12 protein-coding genes are annotated in these 15211 nt (G+C 70.5%); 4 read left to right on the top strand and 8 right to left on the bottom strand.

Features of this window, described 5'->3' with window-relative positions; translation table 11 throughout:
• Positions 1 to 233: 233 nt before the first annotated feature.
• A complete protein-coding gene (locus tag AB6807_RS13405; RefSeq protein ID WP_371084950.1) occupies positions 234 to 1898 on the bottom strand; it encodes an alpha-amylase family protein in 1665 nt (554 codons plus the stop codon).
• Positions 1899 to 1930: 32 nt separating this feature from the next.
• Between AB6807_RS13405 and AB6807_RS13400 the strand changes: the two genes are divergently transcribed.
• Entirely contained in the window at positions 1931 to 3571 is a 1641-nt protein-coding gene (locus AB6807_RS13400; protein WP_371084949.1) for an alpha-amylase family glycosyl hydrolase, read from the top strand.
• A 24-nt stretch (positions 3572 to 3595) separates the two neighbouring features.
• Here AB6807_RS13400 and AB6807_RS13395 read toward each other — a convergent pair whose 3' ends face one another.
• From AB6807_RS13395 to AB6807_RS13375, 5 genes are read right to left on the bottom strand one after another with little or no spacing between them, the layout of a single operon-like run.
• On the bottom strand, positions 3596 to 4408 hold the full coding sequence (locus AB6807_RS13395; protein ID WP_371084948.1) for an enoyl-CoA hydratase: 813 nt from the start codon (positions 4406 to 4408) through the stop codon (positions 3596 to 3598).
• Between the two features lie 13 nt (positions 4409 to 4421).
• Positions 4422 to 5861 (bottom strand): aldehyde dehydrogenase family protein, encoded by a 1440-nt coding sequence (locus tag AB6807_RS13390; RefSeq protein WP_371084947.1) that lies wholly within the window; start codon positions 5859 to 5861, stop codon positions 4422 to 4424.
• Between the two features lie 5 nt (positions 5862 to 5866).
• A complete protein-coding gene (locus tag AB6807_RS13385) occupies positions 5867 to 6655 on the bottom strand; it encodes an enoyl-CoA hydratase/isomerase family protein (protein WP_371084946.1) in 789 nt (262 codons plus the stop codon).
• Complete coding sequence (locus AB6807_RS13380) at positions 6648 to 8798, bottom strand: acetate--CoA ligase family protein (protein WP_371084945.1); 2151 nt, start codon at positions 8796 to 8798, stop codon at positions 6648 to 6650. The genes AB6807_RS13385 and AB6807_RS13380 overlap by 8 nt, the downstream gene beginning before the upstream one ends.
• 14 nt (positions 8799 to 8812) lie before the next feature.
• Positions 8813 to 9784: a tripartite tricarboxylate transporter substrate binding protein gene (locus tag AB6807_RS13375; protein ID WP_116913432.1), complete on the bottom strand. Its 972-nt coding sequence runs from the start codon at positions 9782 to 9784 to the stop codon at positions 8813 to 8815.
• Positions 9785 to 9892: 108 nt separating this feature from the next.
• Here AB6807_RS13375 and AB6807_RS13370 point away from each other — a divergent pair, with 108 nt between their 5' ends.
• The gene (locus AB6807_RS13370) at positions 9893 to 10795 is read left to right on the top strand and encodes a LysR substrate-binding domain-containing protein (RefSeq protein WP_116913433.1); all 903 of its coding nucleotides are present in this window, start codon (positions 9893 to 9895) and stop codon (positions 10793 to 10795) included.
• On the opposite strand, the gene AB6807_RS13365 is transcribed toward AB6807_RS13370, so the two are convergent.
• Entirely contained in the window at positions 10772 to 11764 is a 993-nt protein-coding gene (locus AB6807_RS13365; RefSeq protein WP_371084944.1) for a GlxA family transcriptional regulator, read from the bottom strand. The two genes, AB6807_RS13370 and AB6807_RS13365, sit on opposite strands and share 24 nt — an antisense overlap.
• A 92-nt stretch (positions 11765 to 11856) precedes the next feature.
• Here AB6807_RS13365 and AB6807_RS13360 point away from each other — a divergent pair, with 92 nt between their 5' ends.
• Positions 11857 to 13119 carry an MFS transporter gene (locus AB6807_RS13360; RefSeq protein ID WP_371084943.1) on the top strand — a complete coding sequence of 421 codons (1263 nt, stop codon included), beginning with the start codon at positions 11857 to 11859 and terminating at the stop codon, positions 13117 to 13119.
• A gap of 60 nt (positions 13120 to 13179) precedes the next feature.
• Here AB6807_RS13360 and AB6807_RS13355 read toward each other — a convergent pair whose 3' ends face one another.
• Positions 13180 to 13983 (bottom strand): IclR family transcriptional regulator, encoded by an 804-nt coding sequence (locus AB6807_RS13355; RefSeq protein ID WP_371084942.1) that lies wholly within the window; start codon positions 13981 to 13983, stop codon positions 13180 to 13182.
• Positions 13984 to 14138: 155 nt separating this feature from the next.
• Here AB6807_RS13355 and AB6807_RS13350 point away from each other — a divergent pair, with 155 nt between their 5' ends.
• Positions 14139 to 15206, top strand: a complete 1068-nt coding sequence (locus AB6807_RS13350) for a Rieske 2Fe-2S domain-containing protein (protein WP_371084941.1) — start codon at positions 14139 to 14141, stop codon at positions 15204 to 15206.
• Positions 15207 to 15211 lie beyond the last annotated feature (5 nt).

Genomic DNA, 15211 nt, shown 5'->3' with positions numbered 1-15211 from the left:
GGGGTCTGTCTTGCCGCAGCGACGTTGCCGCGGGACAGTGGGGAGTGCAGTGCAACATCCGTGCCGAGTGTTCACGGGGTTGTGCGGGGTGAGTTGCACCAAATTGGGCTCCGGCGCCGGACGGCAAGGCGCAAGGGCGCGCCGTTTTGGCGCAGCCAAGGTCCGTTTGGTGCGGCCCGCCGCCCGTGCGAACAGGGGCGGTGGGTCGCTGCAGAGGCCTGATTCAGGTCCGCTCAGATCTCACTGCGCTGCAGCAGATACCCCAGCCCGCCGACCCTGAACCAGCGATAGCCATAGGGCTCCAGCAGCATGCAGTGCAGCCCCTTCTTGTCGGCGTTGCTGTGCGCCTCGGTCAGCAGGTTGGTCAGCCGCGCCCCGTCGGGCCCGATCTTGCGCGCCGGCAACTCGAACTCCATCGGCTGCTCGGACAGGTTGTGCACGAACAGCACCGAGTTGTTGCGCCAGTCGTAGCGCAACACCAGCACCTGCGCGGACGGGTGCGCGAGCACCTCGAAGTCGCCCCACCCCACCTCCGGAATTTCCTTGCGCATGCGCAGGGCGCGCTCCATCCAGTTGAGCAGCGACTCGGGGTCGCGCCGCTGCGCGGCCACGTTGACGTGCTCGAAGCCGTAGGCGCCGCCGCTGATCACCGGGCGCACCGGCTTGCGCGCGGCAGTGAAGCCGCCGTGCGGCTCGGTGGACCACTGCATGGGCGTGCGCGCGCAGTTGCGCTCGGGCAGGGCCAGGTCGTCGCCCATGCCGATCTCGTCACCGTAGCGCAGCACGGGCGTGCCCGGCAGCGTGAGCATCAGGCTGTACGCCAGCTCGAGCCGGCGCCGGTCGCTGCCCAGCATGGGCGCCAGGCGCCGGCGGATGCCGCGGTCGTACAGCTGCATGTTTTTATCGGGCGCAAAGGCCGCGAACACGCGCTCGCGCTGCGCCTTGCTCAGGCGCCCGAGGTCGAGCTCGTCGTGGTTGCGCAGGAACATGCCCCATTGCGACGTGGCCGGGCGCGGCCGCGTGGCGGCCAGCGCCTTGGCGAGCGGGCGGCTGTCGGCGCTGGCCAGCGCATAGAACAGGTTCTGGTTGACCTGAAAGTTGAACATCATGTGCAGCCGCTCGCCCTCGTCGCCGAAATACTGCATGTCGGTCTTGGGCAGCACGTTGGCCTCCCCGAGGATGACGGCGTCGCCCTTGCGCCACTGCATCAGCTCGCGAAACTGGCGCAGCATGTCGTACTGCTCGCTCGGGCCCTTCACGTCGGCGCCCTTCCTGGCGATGACGAACGGCACGGCGTCCATGCGAAAGCCCGAGACGCCCAGCTGCGTCCAGAAACCCATGATCTTCAGTATCTCGGCCTGCACCATCGGATGGCTGGTGTTCAGGTCGGGCTGGAAGTCGTAGAAGCGGTGAAAGTACCAGCGCCTGGCGAGCTTGTCGTAGGTCCAGGTCGATTTCTGCACGCCGGGAAACACCACGCCGTCGTCGGCGCGCGGCGGCTTGCGCTCGGCCCACACGTACCAGTCGTGGTACTTGCTGTCGCGGTCGCGCCGGGCTTCCTGGAACCAGGGGTGCTGGTCGGAGGTGTGGTTGACCACCAGGTCGATCAGCACGCGCATGCCGCGCTGCGCGGCCGCGTGGGTGAACTCCACGAAGTCGCCCAGGGTGCCGAAGCGGGGGTCGACGTTGTAGTAGTCCGCCACGTCGTAGCCGTCGTCGCGGCCCGGCGAGGTCTGGAACGGCATGAGCCAGATGGTGGACACGCCCAGCCCGTTGAGGTAGTCGAGCCGGCGCGTGAGGCCCTCGAAGTCGCCGCATCCGTCGCCGTTCGCATCCATGAAGGTCTCGACCGACAGACAGTAGACGACGGCGTTCTTATACCAAAGGTCTTTGATCATGCATTCCTGCTTTCAGGGAAGGACTCGCACACATGGACCCCAGGCAAAACCCCCCGTCGCCCGACAGCTGGTGGAAGAACGGCATCGTCTATCAGATCTACCCGCGTTCGTTCCAGGACAGCGACGGCGACGGCATCGGCGACTTGCGCGGCATCCGGCAACGGCTCGATTATTTGGTGGCGCTCGGCGTGGACGCCGTCTGGATTTCGCCGATCTACCCCTCACCAATGGCCGACTTCGGGTACGACATATCCGACTACTGCGGCATCGACGCCCGCTTCGGTACGCTGGCGGACTTCGACGAACTGGTGCGCGGCGCGCACGCGCGCGGGCTGAAGGTCATTCTCGACTTCGTGCCCAACCACACCTCCGACCAGCACCCGTGGTTCATGCAGAGCCGGTCTTCGCGGCAGGACCCGAAGCGCGACTGGTACATCTGGCGCGACCCCGCGCCGGACGGCGGCCCGCCGAACAACTGGCTCAGCAACTTCGGCGGCCCGGCCTGGACGCTCGACGCGGCCACCGGCCAGTACTACCTGCACTCGTTCCTGCGCGAGCAGCCCGACCTCGACTGGCGCAACCCCGACGTGCGCGCGGCCATGTACGAGGCGCTGCGCTTCTGGCTGCGCCGCGGCGTGGACGGTTTTCGCATCGACGTGCTGTACCACCTGGTGAAGGACGCGCTGTTTCGCGACAACCCGGCCAACCCGGCGTTCGTGCCGGGCGGCGACCCGTCGCACAGCCTGCTGCCGCTGTACACCGCCGACCTTCCCGAGGTGCAGGACATCGTGCGCGAGATGCGCGCCGTGGTCGACGCCTTCAGCGACGCGCAGGGCGAGCGCGTGCTGATCGGCGAGCTCTACCTGCCGCTGGCGCGCCTGATGGCGTATTACGGGCTCGACAGCAACGGCGTGCTGCAGGGCGTGCAGCTGCCGTTCAACTTCCAGCTCATCGGCGCGCAGTGGCAGGCCGATGTCATCCGCCGGCTGGTGCACGACTACGAAGCCGCGCTGCCGCCGGGCGCGGCGCCCAACTGGGTGCTCGGCAACCACGACAAGCCCCGCATCGCCAGCCGCGTCGGCCCGTTGCGCGCCAGGCTCGCGGCCATGCTGCTGTTGACCCTGCGCGGCACGCCCACGCTCTACTACGGCGACGAAATAGGAATGACCGACGTGCCCATTCCGCCCGACGAAGTGCAAGACCCGTTCGAGAAGAACGAGCCGGGCAAGGGCCTGGGCCGCGACCCGCAGCGCACGCCGATGCAGTGGAGCACCGGCGCGCACGCTGGGTTCAGCCAGGGCAGGCCCTGGCTGCGGCTGGCGGACGACTGGGCCACGCACAACATCGAGTTGCAGCAGGCCGATGCGGCGTCGATGCTCGCGCTGTACCGCCGGTTGATCGCGCTGCGGCGCGCGGAGCCCGCATTGCACGCCGGCGCATGGGAACCGGTGGACGCGGGCGCGGACGTCGTGGCGTATGCGCGCACCTTCGTGCAGCGGCGGCTCGTGGTGCTGCTGAACTTCGCGGAGGCGCCGCGGGACATCGATGGGTCGGTGTTCGGCGCGAAAGCCGACGTGCTCGCGAGCACCCGGCCCGAGCGAGCGGGCCTTCAGGGCGGGCTGCTGACGTTGCAGGCGCTTGAAGGCGTGGTGCTGGCCTGTGCCAACGAGTAGTGGGGAGCGAGCAGCTCCACGCGGCTAGCGCCCCGTGAACCGCGCAGGCCGCCGCTCCACGAAGTGCTGCACGCCCTCGGTGAAGTCCTCGCTGCGAATGCTCTGCACCATCTCGGCATTCGCGAGCGCCACGGCCTCGCCCAGCGTCTGCCACGGCGCCTCCCACAGCTGCTGTTTCATCACGCGCACCGAGCGGGGCGACACCTCGCTCGACAGCGTCGCGGCCAGCGCCTGCGCCTGCGCCAGCAGCTCGTCCGCCGGCACGACGCGGTTGACGAGGCCCATGGCCAGGGCCTCGGCCGCGTCGATCTTGCGCGAGGTCAGCAGCAGGTCGGTGGCGTTGGCATGCCCCACGATGCGCGGCAGGATCCAGGCGATGCCGTGCTCGGCGATCAGCCCGCGCTTGGCGAAGGCGGTGGCGAACACCGCCTTGTCCGAGGCGATGCGGAAGTCGCTGTACAGCGCCATGATCAGCCCCAGGCCGGCGGCCGCGCCGTTGATGGCGCTGATGATGGGCTTCGGCGCGGCGGGAAAGTAGGTGTACCGCGTCTGGTAGTCGGCGCGCCGGTTCATGTCGTAGGGCCGCATCCATTCCTCGGCCTGGATGTCCTCGGGCGGCAGCACGGCGAGCTCTTCCATGTCCATGCCCGCGCAGAAGGCGCGGCCCGCGCCGGTGAGCACGATGGCGCGCACGGCCTTGTCCCGCCCCGCGGTTTCGATGGCGGTGCGCAGCTCTGCCTCCAGCACCTTGGTCAGGGCATTCATCTGCCCCGGCCGGTTGAACGTGATGGTGGCGACGGGGCCGTCGACCTGGTAAATGATCTGTTGGAAAGTCATGGGGTGTGTCGAATCAGGTGGGGGTGAACGCCATGAAGGCCGGCGGCAACTGCAGGGAGACCGGCTCGAGGAACTCCTCGATGCCAAAGCGGCCGTTCTCGCGCCCGAGGCCGGATTTCTTGAAACCGCCGAAGGGCGCCGCGGGGTTGAAGGGCGCGCCGTTGATGTCGACCTGCCCGGCGCGCAGGCGGCGCGCGACCGCCAGCGTCTGCGCGGCGACAGGGCCCCACACCGTGCCGGCCAGGCCGTAGTCGGTGTCGTTGGCCAAGGCAATGCCGGCCTCGATGCCGTCGTAAGCCATGAGCACCAGCACCGGGCCGAAGACCTCTTCCCGTGCCACGGCCATGCCGGGCTCGACGTCGGTGAGCACGGTGGGCGGCACGAAGAAGCCATGCGCGGGCACCGGGGTGTCGGCTTCGATGCGCCGCGCGCCGGCCGCGAGCGCCTCGTCGATCAGGCCCGACACCTTCTGCTGCTGCGCCCTGGAGATCAGCGGGCCGAGCCGCGTGGCGCCGTCCGCCGGGTCGCCCATGCGGTAGCCGGCGAGCAGCTCCCGTGCGATGCCCTCGGCTTCGGCGAGCGACGCGCGCGGCACCAGCAGGCGCGTGGTCGCGGAGCAGGTCTGGCCCGAGTTCAGCATGCAGCCGGCCAGCGTCGCCTTCACGGCCAGCGCCAGGTCGGCCCCGGGCAGCACGAGCGCGGCCGACTTGCCGCCCAGCTCGAGCGCCACGCGCTTGATGTCGCTGCCGGCCACCGATGCAATGTGGCGCCCGGCGCGCGTCGAGCCGGTGAGCGACACCATGTCGACGCCCGGGTGGCGCACCAGCGCGTCTCCCACCTCCGCGCCCACGCCGTGCACCAGGTTGAACACGCCGGGCGGAAGCCCGGCCTGCCGCACGGCCTCGGCCAGCAGGAAGGCGCTCGTGGGCGCGAGCTCCGAAGGCTTGAGCACCACGGTGCACCCCGCGAGCAACGCGGGCGCGACTTTGCCGGTGATCTGGTGCAGCGGATAGTTCCACGGCGTGATGCAGGCCACCACGCCGGTGGGCACCTGCTGCACCAGCGAGTGGCCGATGCGCGATGTCCATTCGAATTCGGCCGCGAGGTCGGCGTACATGTCCCACGCCGCGAGGGGCGCGCCGACCTGGATGCGGGCCGCGAGCTTGCGCGGCATGCCGACCTCGCGCGAGATGGCGACGGCCAGGGCCTCTGCCTGCTCGCGCAGCGCCGCGGCCACCCGGCGCACGGCGGCGATGCGCTCGGCCACGGGTGTCGCGGCCCAGCCTTCGAACGCGCCGCGCGCGGCGGCCACTGCCGCGTCGACGTCGGCCGCCGACGCGCTGCGGTAAGAGGCGAAGCTCGCCTCCGTGAAGCTGTCGACCACGGGCAGGTCGTGCTCGCCGTGCGCGGGCACCAGGGCGCCGCCGATGAAGAGGTGGGTGTGGCTTGTCATGCGGGTCATTCGTTGGGGGGTTTCGGGGTGCGGGCCGCGTCGCGCCGCGCGATGAACTCGCGCATCGCGCGCTGCGGCTCGCCGGTCGAGTAGCACTCGAGCTGGTAGCGAATGCCCGCGCTGCAGGCTTCCTCGAAGCCCGGCTGCGTGCGTTCGCGAAAGCGCTGCTTGGTGGTGCGCAGCGCGGCGCCCGGCAATGCGGCCAAGGCACTCGCGCGCTCCAGCGCGCGCGGCAGCACCTGGGCGGGCTCGACCAGGTCGTTGACCAGCCCCAGCTCGAAGGCGCGTTGCCCGGTGATGAGCTCGCCGGTGAGCGACAACTGCTGGTTGAGCGAATGGCCGATCTGCAGCGACATCAGGTACGAGCCGACCACGCTCGCCAGGCCGGCCCTGACCTCGGGCTGCCCCATGCGCAGCGTGGCATGCGCCACCCGCAGGTCGCACATCAGCGCCATCTGGAAGCCCGCGCCGACCGCCGTGCCGTTCAGCGCGGCCACGATCGGCTTGGTCACGTCGCGCACCGCCTGGTACATGGCGTGCTGGCGGTTGAGCCAGCCGGCCAGCGTGTGGGTGTCGATGGTGGCCGACTCGTCCAGGTCCTGGCCGCCGCAGAAGGCGCGCTCGCCGCTGCCGGTGAGCACCAGCGCGCGCACGGCGGGGTCGGCGTCGAGCGCACGCAGCGCGTCGGTGAGGCCCTGGCGCAGTTCGGGGTCGACCGCGTTCATCACCGCGGGGCGGTGGAGCGTGACGACGGCGATGCCGTCGCGCTGCTGTACAAGCACCGTGTCATTCATGGCCATGGGCTCCTTGCATGCCGGCGCGCTCGATCACCGCGTCGACGGCCCAGCCGCCCTGCCCTTCGTCGCCGACGATCAGCGGATTCAGGTCGACCGACGCGATCGCCTTCGGGTGCGCAGCGGCCAGCGCACCGAGCGCCACCGCCGCGCGGGCCACCACCCGCAGGTCGACCGGGTTCTCGCCGCGAACGCCGGCCAGCACGGGCGCGATGCGCAGGCTGCGCAGCTTGGCGAGCACGTCGGCCTCGCAGAACGGGTGCAGCAGCACGACGAAGTCGCGCAGCGCCTCCACGTACTTGCCGCCGTCGCTCACCATGACCACCGTGCCGAACAGCGGGTCTTGCCGCACGCCGAGCGCGAACTCGCGGCGGCCGCGCACGCGCCGCGCGACGATCACGCCGTCCAGCGGCACGCCCATGGCCGCGACCTTGTGCGTGCAGCGGGTCCAGGCATCGACGACCGCTTCGGCCGTCTGCAGGCCGACGAAGACCAGGCCGTGCTCGCTCTTGTGCGGAATGCGCGCCGAGCAGGCCTTGACCACCACGTCCGGCCCCAGGGCGCGCCATGCCTGCACCGCCTCGTCGGCGCTGCGGCACAGGCGGTAGGGCACGGTGGGAATGCCGGCTTCGGCAATCAGCGCGAGGCTGTCGGCCTCGCTCAGCAGCGGCTCGTCGCTCCCGGCCGCTGCATGCATCGCGGGCAATGCAGGCACCGTTGCCACGGCGCCGGCCAGGGCGCTGCGCGCCGCCGCCTGCCGCAGCAGCGCGCCGTGCCGGCTCCACTGGTGCAGCGCGTCGATGGCATCGGTTTCGTGCGCGAACACCGGCACGCCGGCGGCACGGAAGGCGTCGCGCACCGACGCCTGCGGCGCCGATACCGCCGTCGGCTTGCCGCGCGACGCCGCGAAGCGCGCCGTGTCGCGGGCCATGCCCGGCACGTCGTAGCCCTCGCCGGCCACCGGCACGCCGACCAGGAACATGTCGGCCTGCGAGTCGGCCGCCAGCGCGCCGAGCGTGTCGGCGTACATGCCCCCCTTGGTCATCAGCGACGCCGTGAGGTCGACCGGGTTCTGCGCGGTCGCGAAGCTGGGCATGATCGCGGCCAGCGCCTTCACCACCGGCGCGCCCAGTTCCGCCAGCGGCAGCCCCAGCGACTCGGCCGCGTCCGCGCACAGCACGCCGACCGCCCCGCTGTGGCTCATGACCACCAGCCGCTCGGCAGGTCGCGGCGGCGCCGCGAGGTACAGCTCGACGGCGTTGACCAGGCCGTGCACGTCCTTCGCGCGCCAGATGCCATGGCGCTCTAGAAAGGCGTCGACCACCACGTCGTCGTTGACGATGGCACCTGTGTGCGACGCGGCCGCCTTCGCGCCGTGCGCGCTGCGGCCCGACTTCAGCGCGATCACCGCCGCGCCGCGCGCGCCGGCCACGCGCGCCACCTCGGCCAGCATCGCCGGGTCGCCCAGCGACTCGATGTACATCAGCACCACGCGAATGTCGGGGTCGGCCGCGGCGGCCAGCGCCAGTTCGCACACCGAGGCATCGGCGTCGTTGCCCGAGGCGACCAGGTAGCGCACGCCCACGCCGCGCTCGCGCAACATCGCATACGGCATCACGCTGGCCGCGCCGCTCTGGCTGACGATGGCCACGGGCCCGTCCTGCGGCGCGACCTCCATGAACATGGTGCTGAAGTTCATCACCGCGCCGGTCTGGAAGTTGGCCACGCCCTGCGCGTTGGGCCCGACCAGGCGCACGCCGAGGCGGCGCGCCTGCGCGACCAGCGCCTGCTGCAGCGCCATGCCGGCGGCACCGGTCTCGCCGAAGCCCGAGCTCATGACGATGGCCGCGGCCACGCCGCGCGCGGCGCACTGGTCGATCACGCCGGCCACGGCCTCCTGGCCGACCGCCACGATCGCCACGTCGGGCGCCTCGGGCAACGCGTCGAACGAGGGGTACGCGCGCAAGCCCTGCACCGTTTCACGCTTCGGGTTGATCGGGTAGATGGCGCCTCGGAAGCCGAAGCGCTGCAGGTAGTGCAGGGGCCGGCCGCCGACCTTGTTGCGGTCTTCGGTGGCACCAACGATGGCGATGCGTTGCGGCGAGAAAGCCGTCTTCAGGCGAGGGTCGAGCATGGAGTTCATGGGGAGCGTGCGGTTCAGTCGAGGCTGGCGCCGGAGTTCTTCACCACCGGCGCCCACTTGGCGGTGTCGCTCTTGATGAGCGCGGCAAACTCGCCGGGCGTGGTGCTGCGCGCCTCGGCGCCGTCGGCCTCCATGCGCTTCTTCATGTCGTCGGTGGCCATGATGGCGGCGATCTCGCGCTGCAGCCGGTCGATGACCGGCGCGGGCGTGGCCTTCGGGGCCAGCACGCCGTACCAGATCGTCACGTCGAAGCCCTTGAGCCCGGCCTCCTGCGCCGTGGGCACGTTGGGCAGCAGCGGCGAGCGCCTGGGCCCCGTCACGGCCACCGCATGCACCTTGCCGGCGGCGAGGTTCTGCGTTTGCTGGGCGATGGTGTCGAACATCATCGACAGCCGCCCGCCCAGCAGGTCGATGAGCGCGGGCGCGGAGCCCTTGTACGGAATGTGATTGATCTGGATGCCCGCGGTGCTGCGAAACAGCTCGCCCGACAGGTGGTTGGAGCTGCCGTTGCCGGCGGAGCCGTAGGTGAGCTCGCCCGGCTTCGCCTTGGCCAGCGCGACCAGTTCGGCCAGGTTCTTCGCCGGCACCTGCGGGCTGACGACCAGCACGTTCATGGTCGTGGCCATGAGGCTGACCGGGGCGAAGTCTTTCACCGGGTCGTAGCGCAGCTTCTTGTACAGGCTGGGGTTGATGGCCATCGTGCCGGTGGTGCCGAAGAACAGCATCTGCCCGTCGGCCGGTGCGCGCGCCACCAGTTCGGCGGCAATGCCGCCGCCGGCGCCGCCCCGGTTGTCGATGATGACCTGCTGCCCCAGCCTGTCGCCGAGCTTCTGGGCCAGCAACCGTGCCATCGAATCGGTCGGGCCGCCGGGCGGGAACGGCACGACGAGGGTGACGGGTTGCCTGGGGTAGGCCGTGTCCTGGGCGTGCGACAGGGGCGAGGCCAGCAGCAGCGGCAGGGCCAGCGCCGCGCACAGCGAGTGCATGAGTTTCAAGCTTGTCTCCTTTTATGGTTTGCAACGCCGAGGTTAGGCCGCGCGCTCATTTCCAGAAAGACGAATGAATGGATTTCAGGTTTCCATTAAAGTGAAACCATGAAACTCAAGCAGCTGGACACTTTCCTGCTCGTGGCGGACATGCAGTCGCTGTCGCGCGCGGCCATTGCGTCGGACACCGCGCAGTCGCTGGTGAGCCGGCAAATTTCCATGCTCGAGGCCGCGTGGGGCGGGCGGCTGTTCGAGCGCACCGGGCGCGGCATGACGCTGTCCGACTTCGGCAAGCGCATGTACCCGGAGGTCAAGCGCGTGCTCGACCAGGTGCACCAGCTCGACACCACCGCGAGCGAGGCGGCCGGCGTGCTGACCGGCACGGTGCATGTGGGCGTGCTGCCTTCGCTCTCGCGGCAGCTGCTGCCAAGGCTGCTGGCCGACATCCGCGAGCGGGCGCCGGCCTTGCGCCTGCATGTGCTGGAGGGCTTCAGCGGCACGCTGGACGAGCAACTGGCCTCCGGCCGGCTCGACATGATCGTCGTCAACCGCTACGGCTCTTCGGCGCTGCGCGGCGAAGACGTGCTCGGCAAGGTCGACACCTTTCTTGTCGGCAAGGCGGGCCGCCCCGAGCTCGCGGGGCCGACGATGCCGTTTCGCGCCCTCGCCGGCCTGCCGCTGGTATTGCCGGCCGTGCCCAACGGCCTGCGCGCCACGCTCGACGTGCTTTCGCGGCGGCACAACATCGAGCTCGATATCGTGATGGAGGTGGACACCGCCACGTCGATGAAAGACGTGGCGGCCAGCGGCCACGCCTTCACCCTGCTGCCGAAGACGGCGGTGGCGCAGGAAGTGGAGGCGGGCCTGCTCGGCGCGTGCCGGGTGGCGAGCCCCGGCATTCGGCGGACCATTGCGCTGAGCCTCTCGCGGCAAAGGCCGCTGTCGGACGGCGCGCGGCTGGTGGCCTCGCGGGTGAACCTGCTCGCGTCAGCGCTGCTGCGCGACCAGTGAGCCGGCCCGCGCCACGCGCCGCAGGGCCTGCGGCGGCTGGCCGTACACGCGCACGAAGGCGCGCCGCATGCGCTCGGTGTCGTCGAAGCCGGTGAGCCGCGCCACCGCCTCGATGCTGCTGTCGCCGCCCTCGATGTGCGCGCGCGCGACTTCGGCGCGAATGCGCTCCACGGCCTTGGCCGGGGTCTGCCCGGTCTCGGCCTTGAAGGTGCGCATGAACTGGCGCGGGCTCACGCAGGCCACGTCGGCCAGCCGCTCGATGCCGAGGTCGGCCGTCAGGTTTTCGCCGATGTGCGCCAGCACGGCGCGCATGCGCTCGCTTTGCGGCGCAAGGTCTTGCAGCGCCGAGAACTGCGACTGCCCGCCCGCGCGCCGGTGGTAGACCACCATCTCGCGCGCCACGGCGCCCGCGATGTCCGCGCCCAGGTCGGCCTCGACCATGGCCAGTGCCAGGTCGATGCCGGCGGCGATGCCGGCCGAGCTCCACACGTTGCCGTCGCGCACGAAGATGCGGTCGGCATCGACGGTGACGCCCGGGTGCTCCCGCTGCAGCCGCGTGGCCTGCCGCCAGTGCGTGGTGGCGCGGCGGCCGTCGAGCAGGCCCGCCTCGGCCAGCAGGAAAGCGCCGGTGCACACGCTGGCCACGCGCCGCCTGGCCGCGAATGCGGCGCGCAGGTGCTGCATGAGCGCGGGCGTGGCGGCGCCGGGCTTTCGCGCGCCCCAGCCGCCGGGCACGACGAGCGTGTCGGCCAGCGTATCGGTATGGGTGCCGCGCCAGCTGCGCGTTTGTATTTCTAGCCCGGCCGAGCACGTTACGCGCCCGCCGCGCTCCGACAGCACCGAGATCTCGTAGGTGGGGCCGCGCCGCTTGCGCCCCAGCTCGGCCGCCACCTGGAACACCGACAGCGGGCCCGCCATGTCCAGCAGCTGGAACTCGGGAACGAGCAGGAAGGCGACGGAATGGGTCATGTCACTTTATGAGGGAAATATGTCTTTCTTGCCGCAGTGTCGGTGCATAGAGTCGGTGGTGTCAAACGCCCTTGTCCTGCTCACGTCCTTCCATGACCGACACACCCTCCACCCCTACGTCCGCGACGTCCGCCGCGTCCGCCACGTCCGTTACAGGCCGCCGCGACGCGCGCGTGCTCGCGATCTGCCAGGGCCTCTACACGGCGGCCGTGTCCATCGACCTCACGCTCACCGCGCTCACGGGGCACATGCTCGCGCCCGACAAGTCGCTGGCCACGCTGCCCTTCGCGCTCATCACGGTGGCGGGCGCGGTGGCCACGTGGTTCGCCTCGCTGCTCATGCAGCGCATCGGCCGGCGCGGCGGCTTCACGCTGGGAGCGCTCGCGGGCACGGCGGGCGGGCTGGTGTCGGTGTGGGCGGTGTTCCACGACGACTTCTGGGTGTTCTGCGCCGGCACGGCGCTGGTGGGCGTGTACCAGGCCTTCGCGCAGTTCTACCGGCTGGCGGCGGCCGACGGCGTGGCGGCCGCGGACAAGAGCCGTGCGGTGTCGACGGTGCTGGCAGGCGGGGTCGTCGCGGCGGTGGCGGGGCCGGCGCTGGCGGCGTGGAGCAAGGACCTCTTTCCGCCGGTGCTGTTCGCCGGCGCGTACCTGATGGTCGCGGTGCTGGGCGCGGTGTCGGTCGTGCTGATACTGGCGCTGTACCGCGACACGCAGGCGCAGGCCGCGCCGGGCGCGCCGGTCGACACGCGCCCGCCGCGGCCGCTGCGCGACATCGCGCGCCAGCCGATCTTCATTGCCGCGCTGGCCAACAACGTGGTGGGCTCGGTGTCGATGATGTTCGTGATGACGGCCGCGCCGCTGGCCGCCGTGGCCTGCAACCATTCCATCAACGACGGCGCGGGCATCATGCAGTGGCACCTGGTGGGCATGTACGCGCCGGCGCTGTTCGCGGGCGCGCTCATCCAGCGCTGGGGCCTGGCGCGGGTGGTGAGCCTGGGCATGGTGCTCAACGTGGTGTGCTCGGTGGTCGCGATGAACTCGACCACGCTGCCCGCCTTCTACGCGGCGCTGTTCTGCCTGGGCGTGGGCTGGAACTTCATGTTCGTGGGCGGCACCACGCTGCTGGCGCAGTCGTACCGGCCGCAGGAGCGTGGCCGCGCGCAGGGCGCCGCCGAGCTGCTGCGCAACGTGTGCACCGCCTTCGCGACGCTGGCCGCCGGCCCCGCCCTCGACCACTTCGGCTGGGCGCCGCTCAATGCCGCGATGCTGCCGGTGGTGCTGCTCGCGGCCGGCATGACCTTCGTCTGGGTGCGCTCGGCGCGGCATGCGCAGGCAACGGCGAACGCAGCGTGAGGCAGAAGCGACGGCATCCGTTCGCGCGGGAGCGGTTGCGCCCGCCGGGCAGGAAACGCGTCAGGGCACCAGCGACCGCACCGCGTTTTCCAGCGCCCGAAGCAGCGGGCCTTTGCGCGCACTGAGCGTGTCGACGCTCATGCCCAGCGTGATGCCCATGTGAGGCTGCCCGGCAATGGCCGGTAGCAGCATCGACAGGTTCGCGTAGCCGGCGCGAGGGTAGTGGATGCTTTCCGCCCACCCGCGCTCGCGGCACGCCCGGACCTCGGCCACGAGCGCCGGCACGTTCACACACTGCTCCGAAGACGTCGCCTGCGCGTTGGCGCGATGCGCGATGCGTTGAACCTCGCGGTCGCTCTCGCGCGTCAACAGCATCTTTCCGGCGGCGGACAGGCACACCGGCCGCATTACGCCGACGGAGTACCGCAGCGCGTTGGGCTTGTGGCTCGGTAGCGAAAGAATGAATCGCACATGGATGCCCTGGCGCAGGCCCACCAGCACGGCCTGGCCGGTGTGCAGGCGCAGTTGCTCCATGTTGGAAAACAGGCTGGCCTGGCCGAACAGCTCGTCGTGCATCCAGGTGCCCAGCAGCATCACGCGCAAGGTGGGCCGGTAGCTGCGGGTGGCTGTGTCGTGAATGAGGTAGCCGAGCGACTCCAGCGTGCGCAGCAGCATGGAGGTGCTGGACTGCGGGTAGTCCAGCGCGTCCGCCACCTCCGACACGGTGGCCGGGCCGTGGCGCGCGGCGAAGAACTCCAGCATTTCCAGCGTCCTGCGCGCGGACTTGACCTCGGAGCGCTCCGACGCGTGCGCGTTTGCTTCGTTTGCCGCGTTCGACGGGGCCTGCGTAGCTTTGGCTTTCATGGGGAAACGGTGTGTGCGGCAGCCGACTATGCCGCGCCCCGGCCCGCGGCAGCTTCGCGCTAACCCCTATCGATTCATCACATATGTGATGCACCTGCGGGGTGGCCAAACCTACATTCGTTCGCAGTCCCGCCCCCCACGAAGGAGATCGAACGATGTTTCCCCGCAACTGCTGGTACGTCGCCGCCATGGCGCACGAAGTGAGCGACGCGCTGTTCCCGCGCACCCTGCTGAACGAGCCGGTGCTGCTGTTCCGCCGCCAGGACGGCAGCGCCGCGGCCATTGAAAACCGCTGCAGCCACCGGCGCGTGTCGCTGCACCTGGGCAAGCGCGTGGGCGACCACGTGCAGTGCGGCTACCACGGCCTGGAGTTCGACGGCAGCGGCCAGTGCGTGCGCATTCCCAACCAGGAGCGCATTCCGCCGAAGGCCTGCATCAAGGCCTACCCGCTGGTCGAGCGCGACGGCTTCCTGTGGATATGGATGGGCGACAAGGCCCTGGCCGCGCACACCCCGGTGCCCGACTTCTCGGCCGTGTGCAGCTCGCCCGCCTACGTCGGCCGGCGCGGCGACGCGCTGCGCGTGGAGGCGCCCTACACATACAACCTGGAGAACGTGATGGACCTGTCGCATGTGAGCTACGCGCACCAGCAGACCGTCGGCACGCAGGACGTGGCCGAGACCAGGCCGCGCACGACCGTGTCGGCGCACGGCGTGGAAGTGCACCGCGAGTGGGAGCGCACCGACGCCGCGCCGGTGTTCAAGCGCCTGTTCGGCTGGAGCGAGACCCGGCGCACGCAGACCATCCGCTTCTGGCCGGGCGCCAACATCCAGCTGGACATCAGCTCGCAGCCCGTGGGCAACACCGACCCGGCGCTGGTGCGCAACATTCGCGTGGTCGGGCCCTGCACGCCCGAGACCGAAGGCACGCACCTGAAGTTCTCCACCATGTACCGCGACTTCGCGCTGGACGACGCGGACATCACCCAGCGGCTCGCCGATGCCTTCCTGGTCACCCTGCACGAAGACAAGGTGCTGATGGAGAACCAGTGGCGCAACGTGCTCGCCGACGGCGCCGGCGCGCCGATGGTCGACATCGCGGTCGACCAGGCGCCGCTGGCCACGCGCCGCATGCTGCAGAAGATGGCGCTCGCTGAAGGGCAGGGCCAAGGCCAAGGCCAAGGCCAAGGCCAGGGCCAGGGCCAGGGCCAGGCCCAACCCTGAGCCTC

The sequence above is a fragment of the Variovorax sp. RCC_210 genome (assembly GCF_041355175.1).
GTDB lineage: Bacteria > Pseudomonadota > Gammaproteobacteria > Burkholderiales > Burkholderiaceae_C > Variovorax.
This window is presented reverse-complemented; position numbering and strand designations above follow the sequence as displayed.

What these genes read in the sequence shown, in the direction of transcription:
- AB6807_RS13390 (WP_371084947.1), bottom strand. Translation starts at nt 5,861, where the DNA reads ATGACAAGCCACACCCACCTCTTCATCGGCGGCGCCCTGGTGCCCGCG.
- AB6807_RS13355 (WP_371084942.1), bottom strand. Translation starts at nt 13,983, where the DNA reads ATGAAAGCCAAAGCTACGCAGGCCCCGTCGAACGCGGCAAACGAAGCA.
- AB6807_RS13385 (WP_371084946.1), bottom strand. Translation starts at nt 6,655, where the DNA reads ATGAATGACACGGTGCTTGTACAGCAGCGCGACGGCATCGCCGTCGTC.
- AB6807_RS13360 (WP_371084943.1), top strand. Translation starts at nt 11,857, where the DNA reads ATGACCGACACACCCTCCACCCCTACGTCCGCGACGTCCGCCGCGTCC.
- AB6807_RS13405 (WP_371084950.1), bottom strand. Translation starts at nt 1,898, where the DNA reads ATGATCAAAGACCTTTGGTATAAGAACGCCGTCGTCTACTGTCTGTCG.
- AB6807_RS13380 (WP_371084945.1), bottom strand. Translation starts at nt 8,798, where the DNA reads ATGAACTCCATGCTCGACCCTCGCCTGAAGACGGCTTTCTCGCCGCAA.
- AB6807_RS13370 (WP_116913433.1), top strand. Translation starts at nt 9,893, where the DNA reads ATGAAACTCAAGCAGCTGGACACTTTCCTGCTCGTGGCGGACATGCAG.
- AB6807_RS13395 (WP_371084948.1), bottom strand. Translation starts at nt 4,408, where the DNA reads ATGACTTTCCAACAGATCATTTACCAGGTCGACGGCCCCGTCGCCACC.
- AB6807_RS13365 (WP_371084944.1), bottom strand. Translation starts at nt 11,764, where the DNA reads ATGACCCATTCCGTCGCCTTCCTGCTCGTTCCCGAGTTCCAGCTGCTG.
- AB6807_RS13375 (WP_116913432.1), bottom strand. Translation starts at nt 9,784, where the DNA reads ATGCACTCGCTGTGCGCGGCGCTGGCCCTGCCGCTGCTGCTGGCCTCG.
- AB6807_RS13400 (WP_371084949.1), top strand. Translation starts at nt 1,931, where the DNA reads ATGGACCCCAGGCAAAACCCCCCGTCGCCCGACAGCTGGTGGAAGAAC.
- AB6807_RS13350 (WP_371084941.1), top strand. Translation starts at nt 14,139, where the DNA reads ATGTTTCCCCGCAACTGCTGGTACGTCGCCGCCATGGCGCACGAAGTG.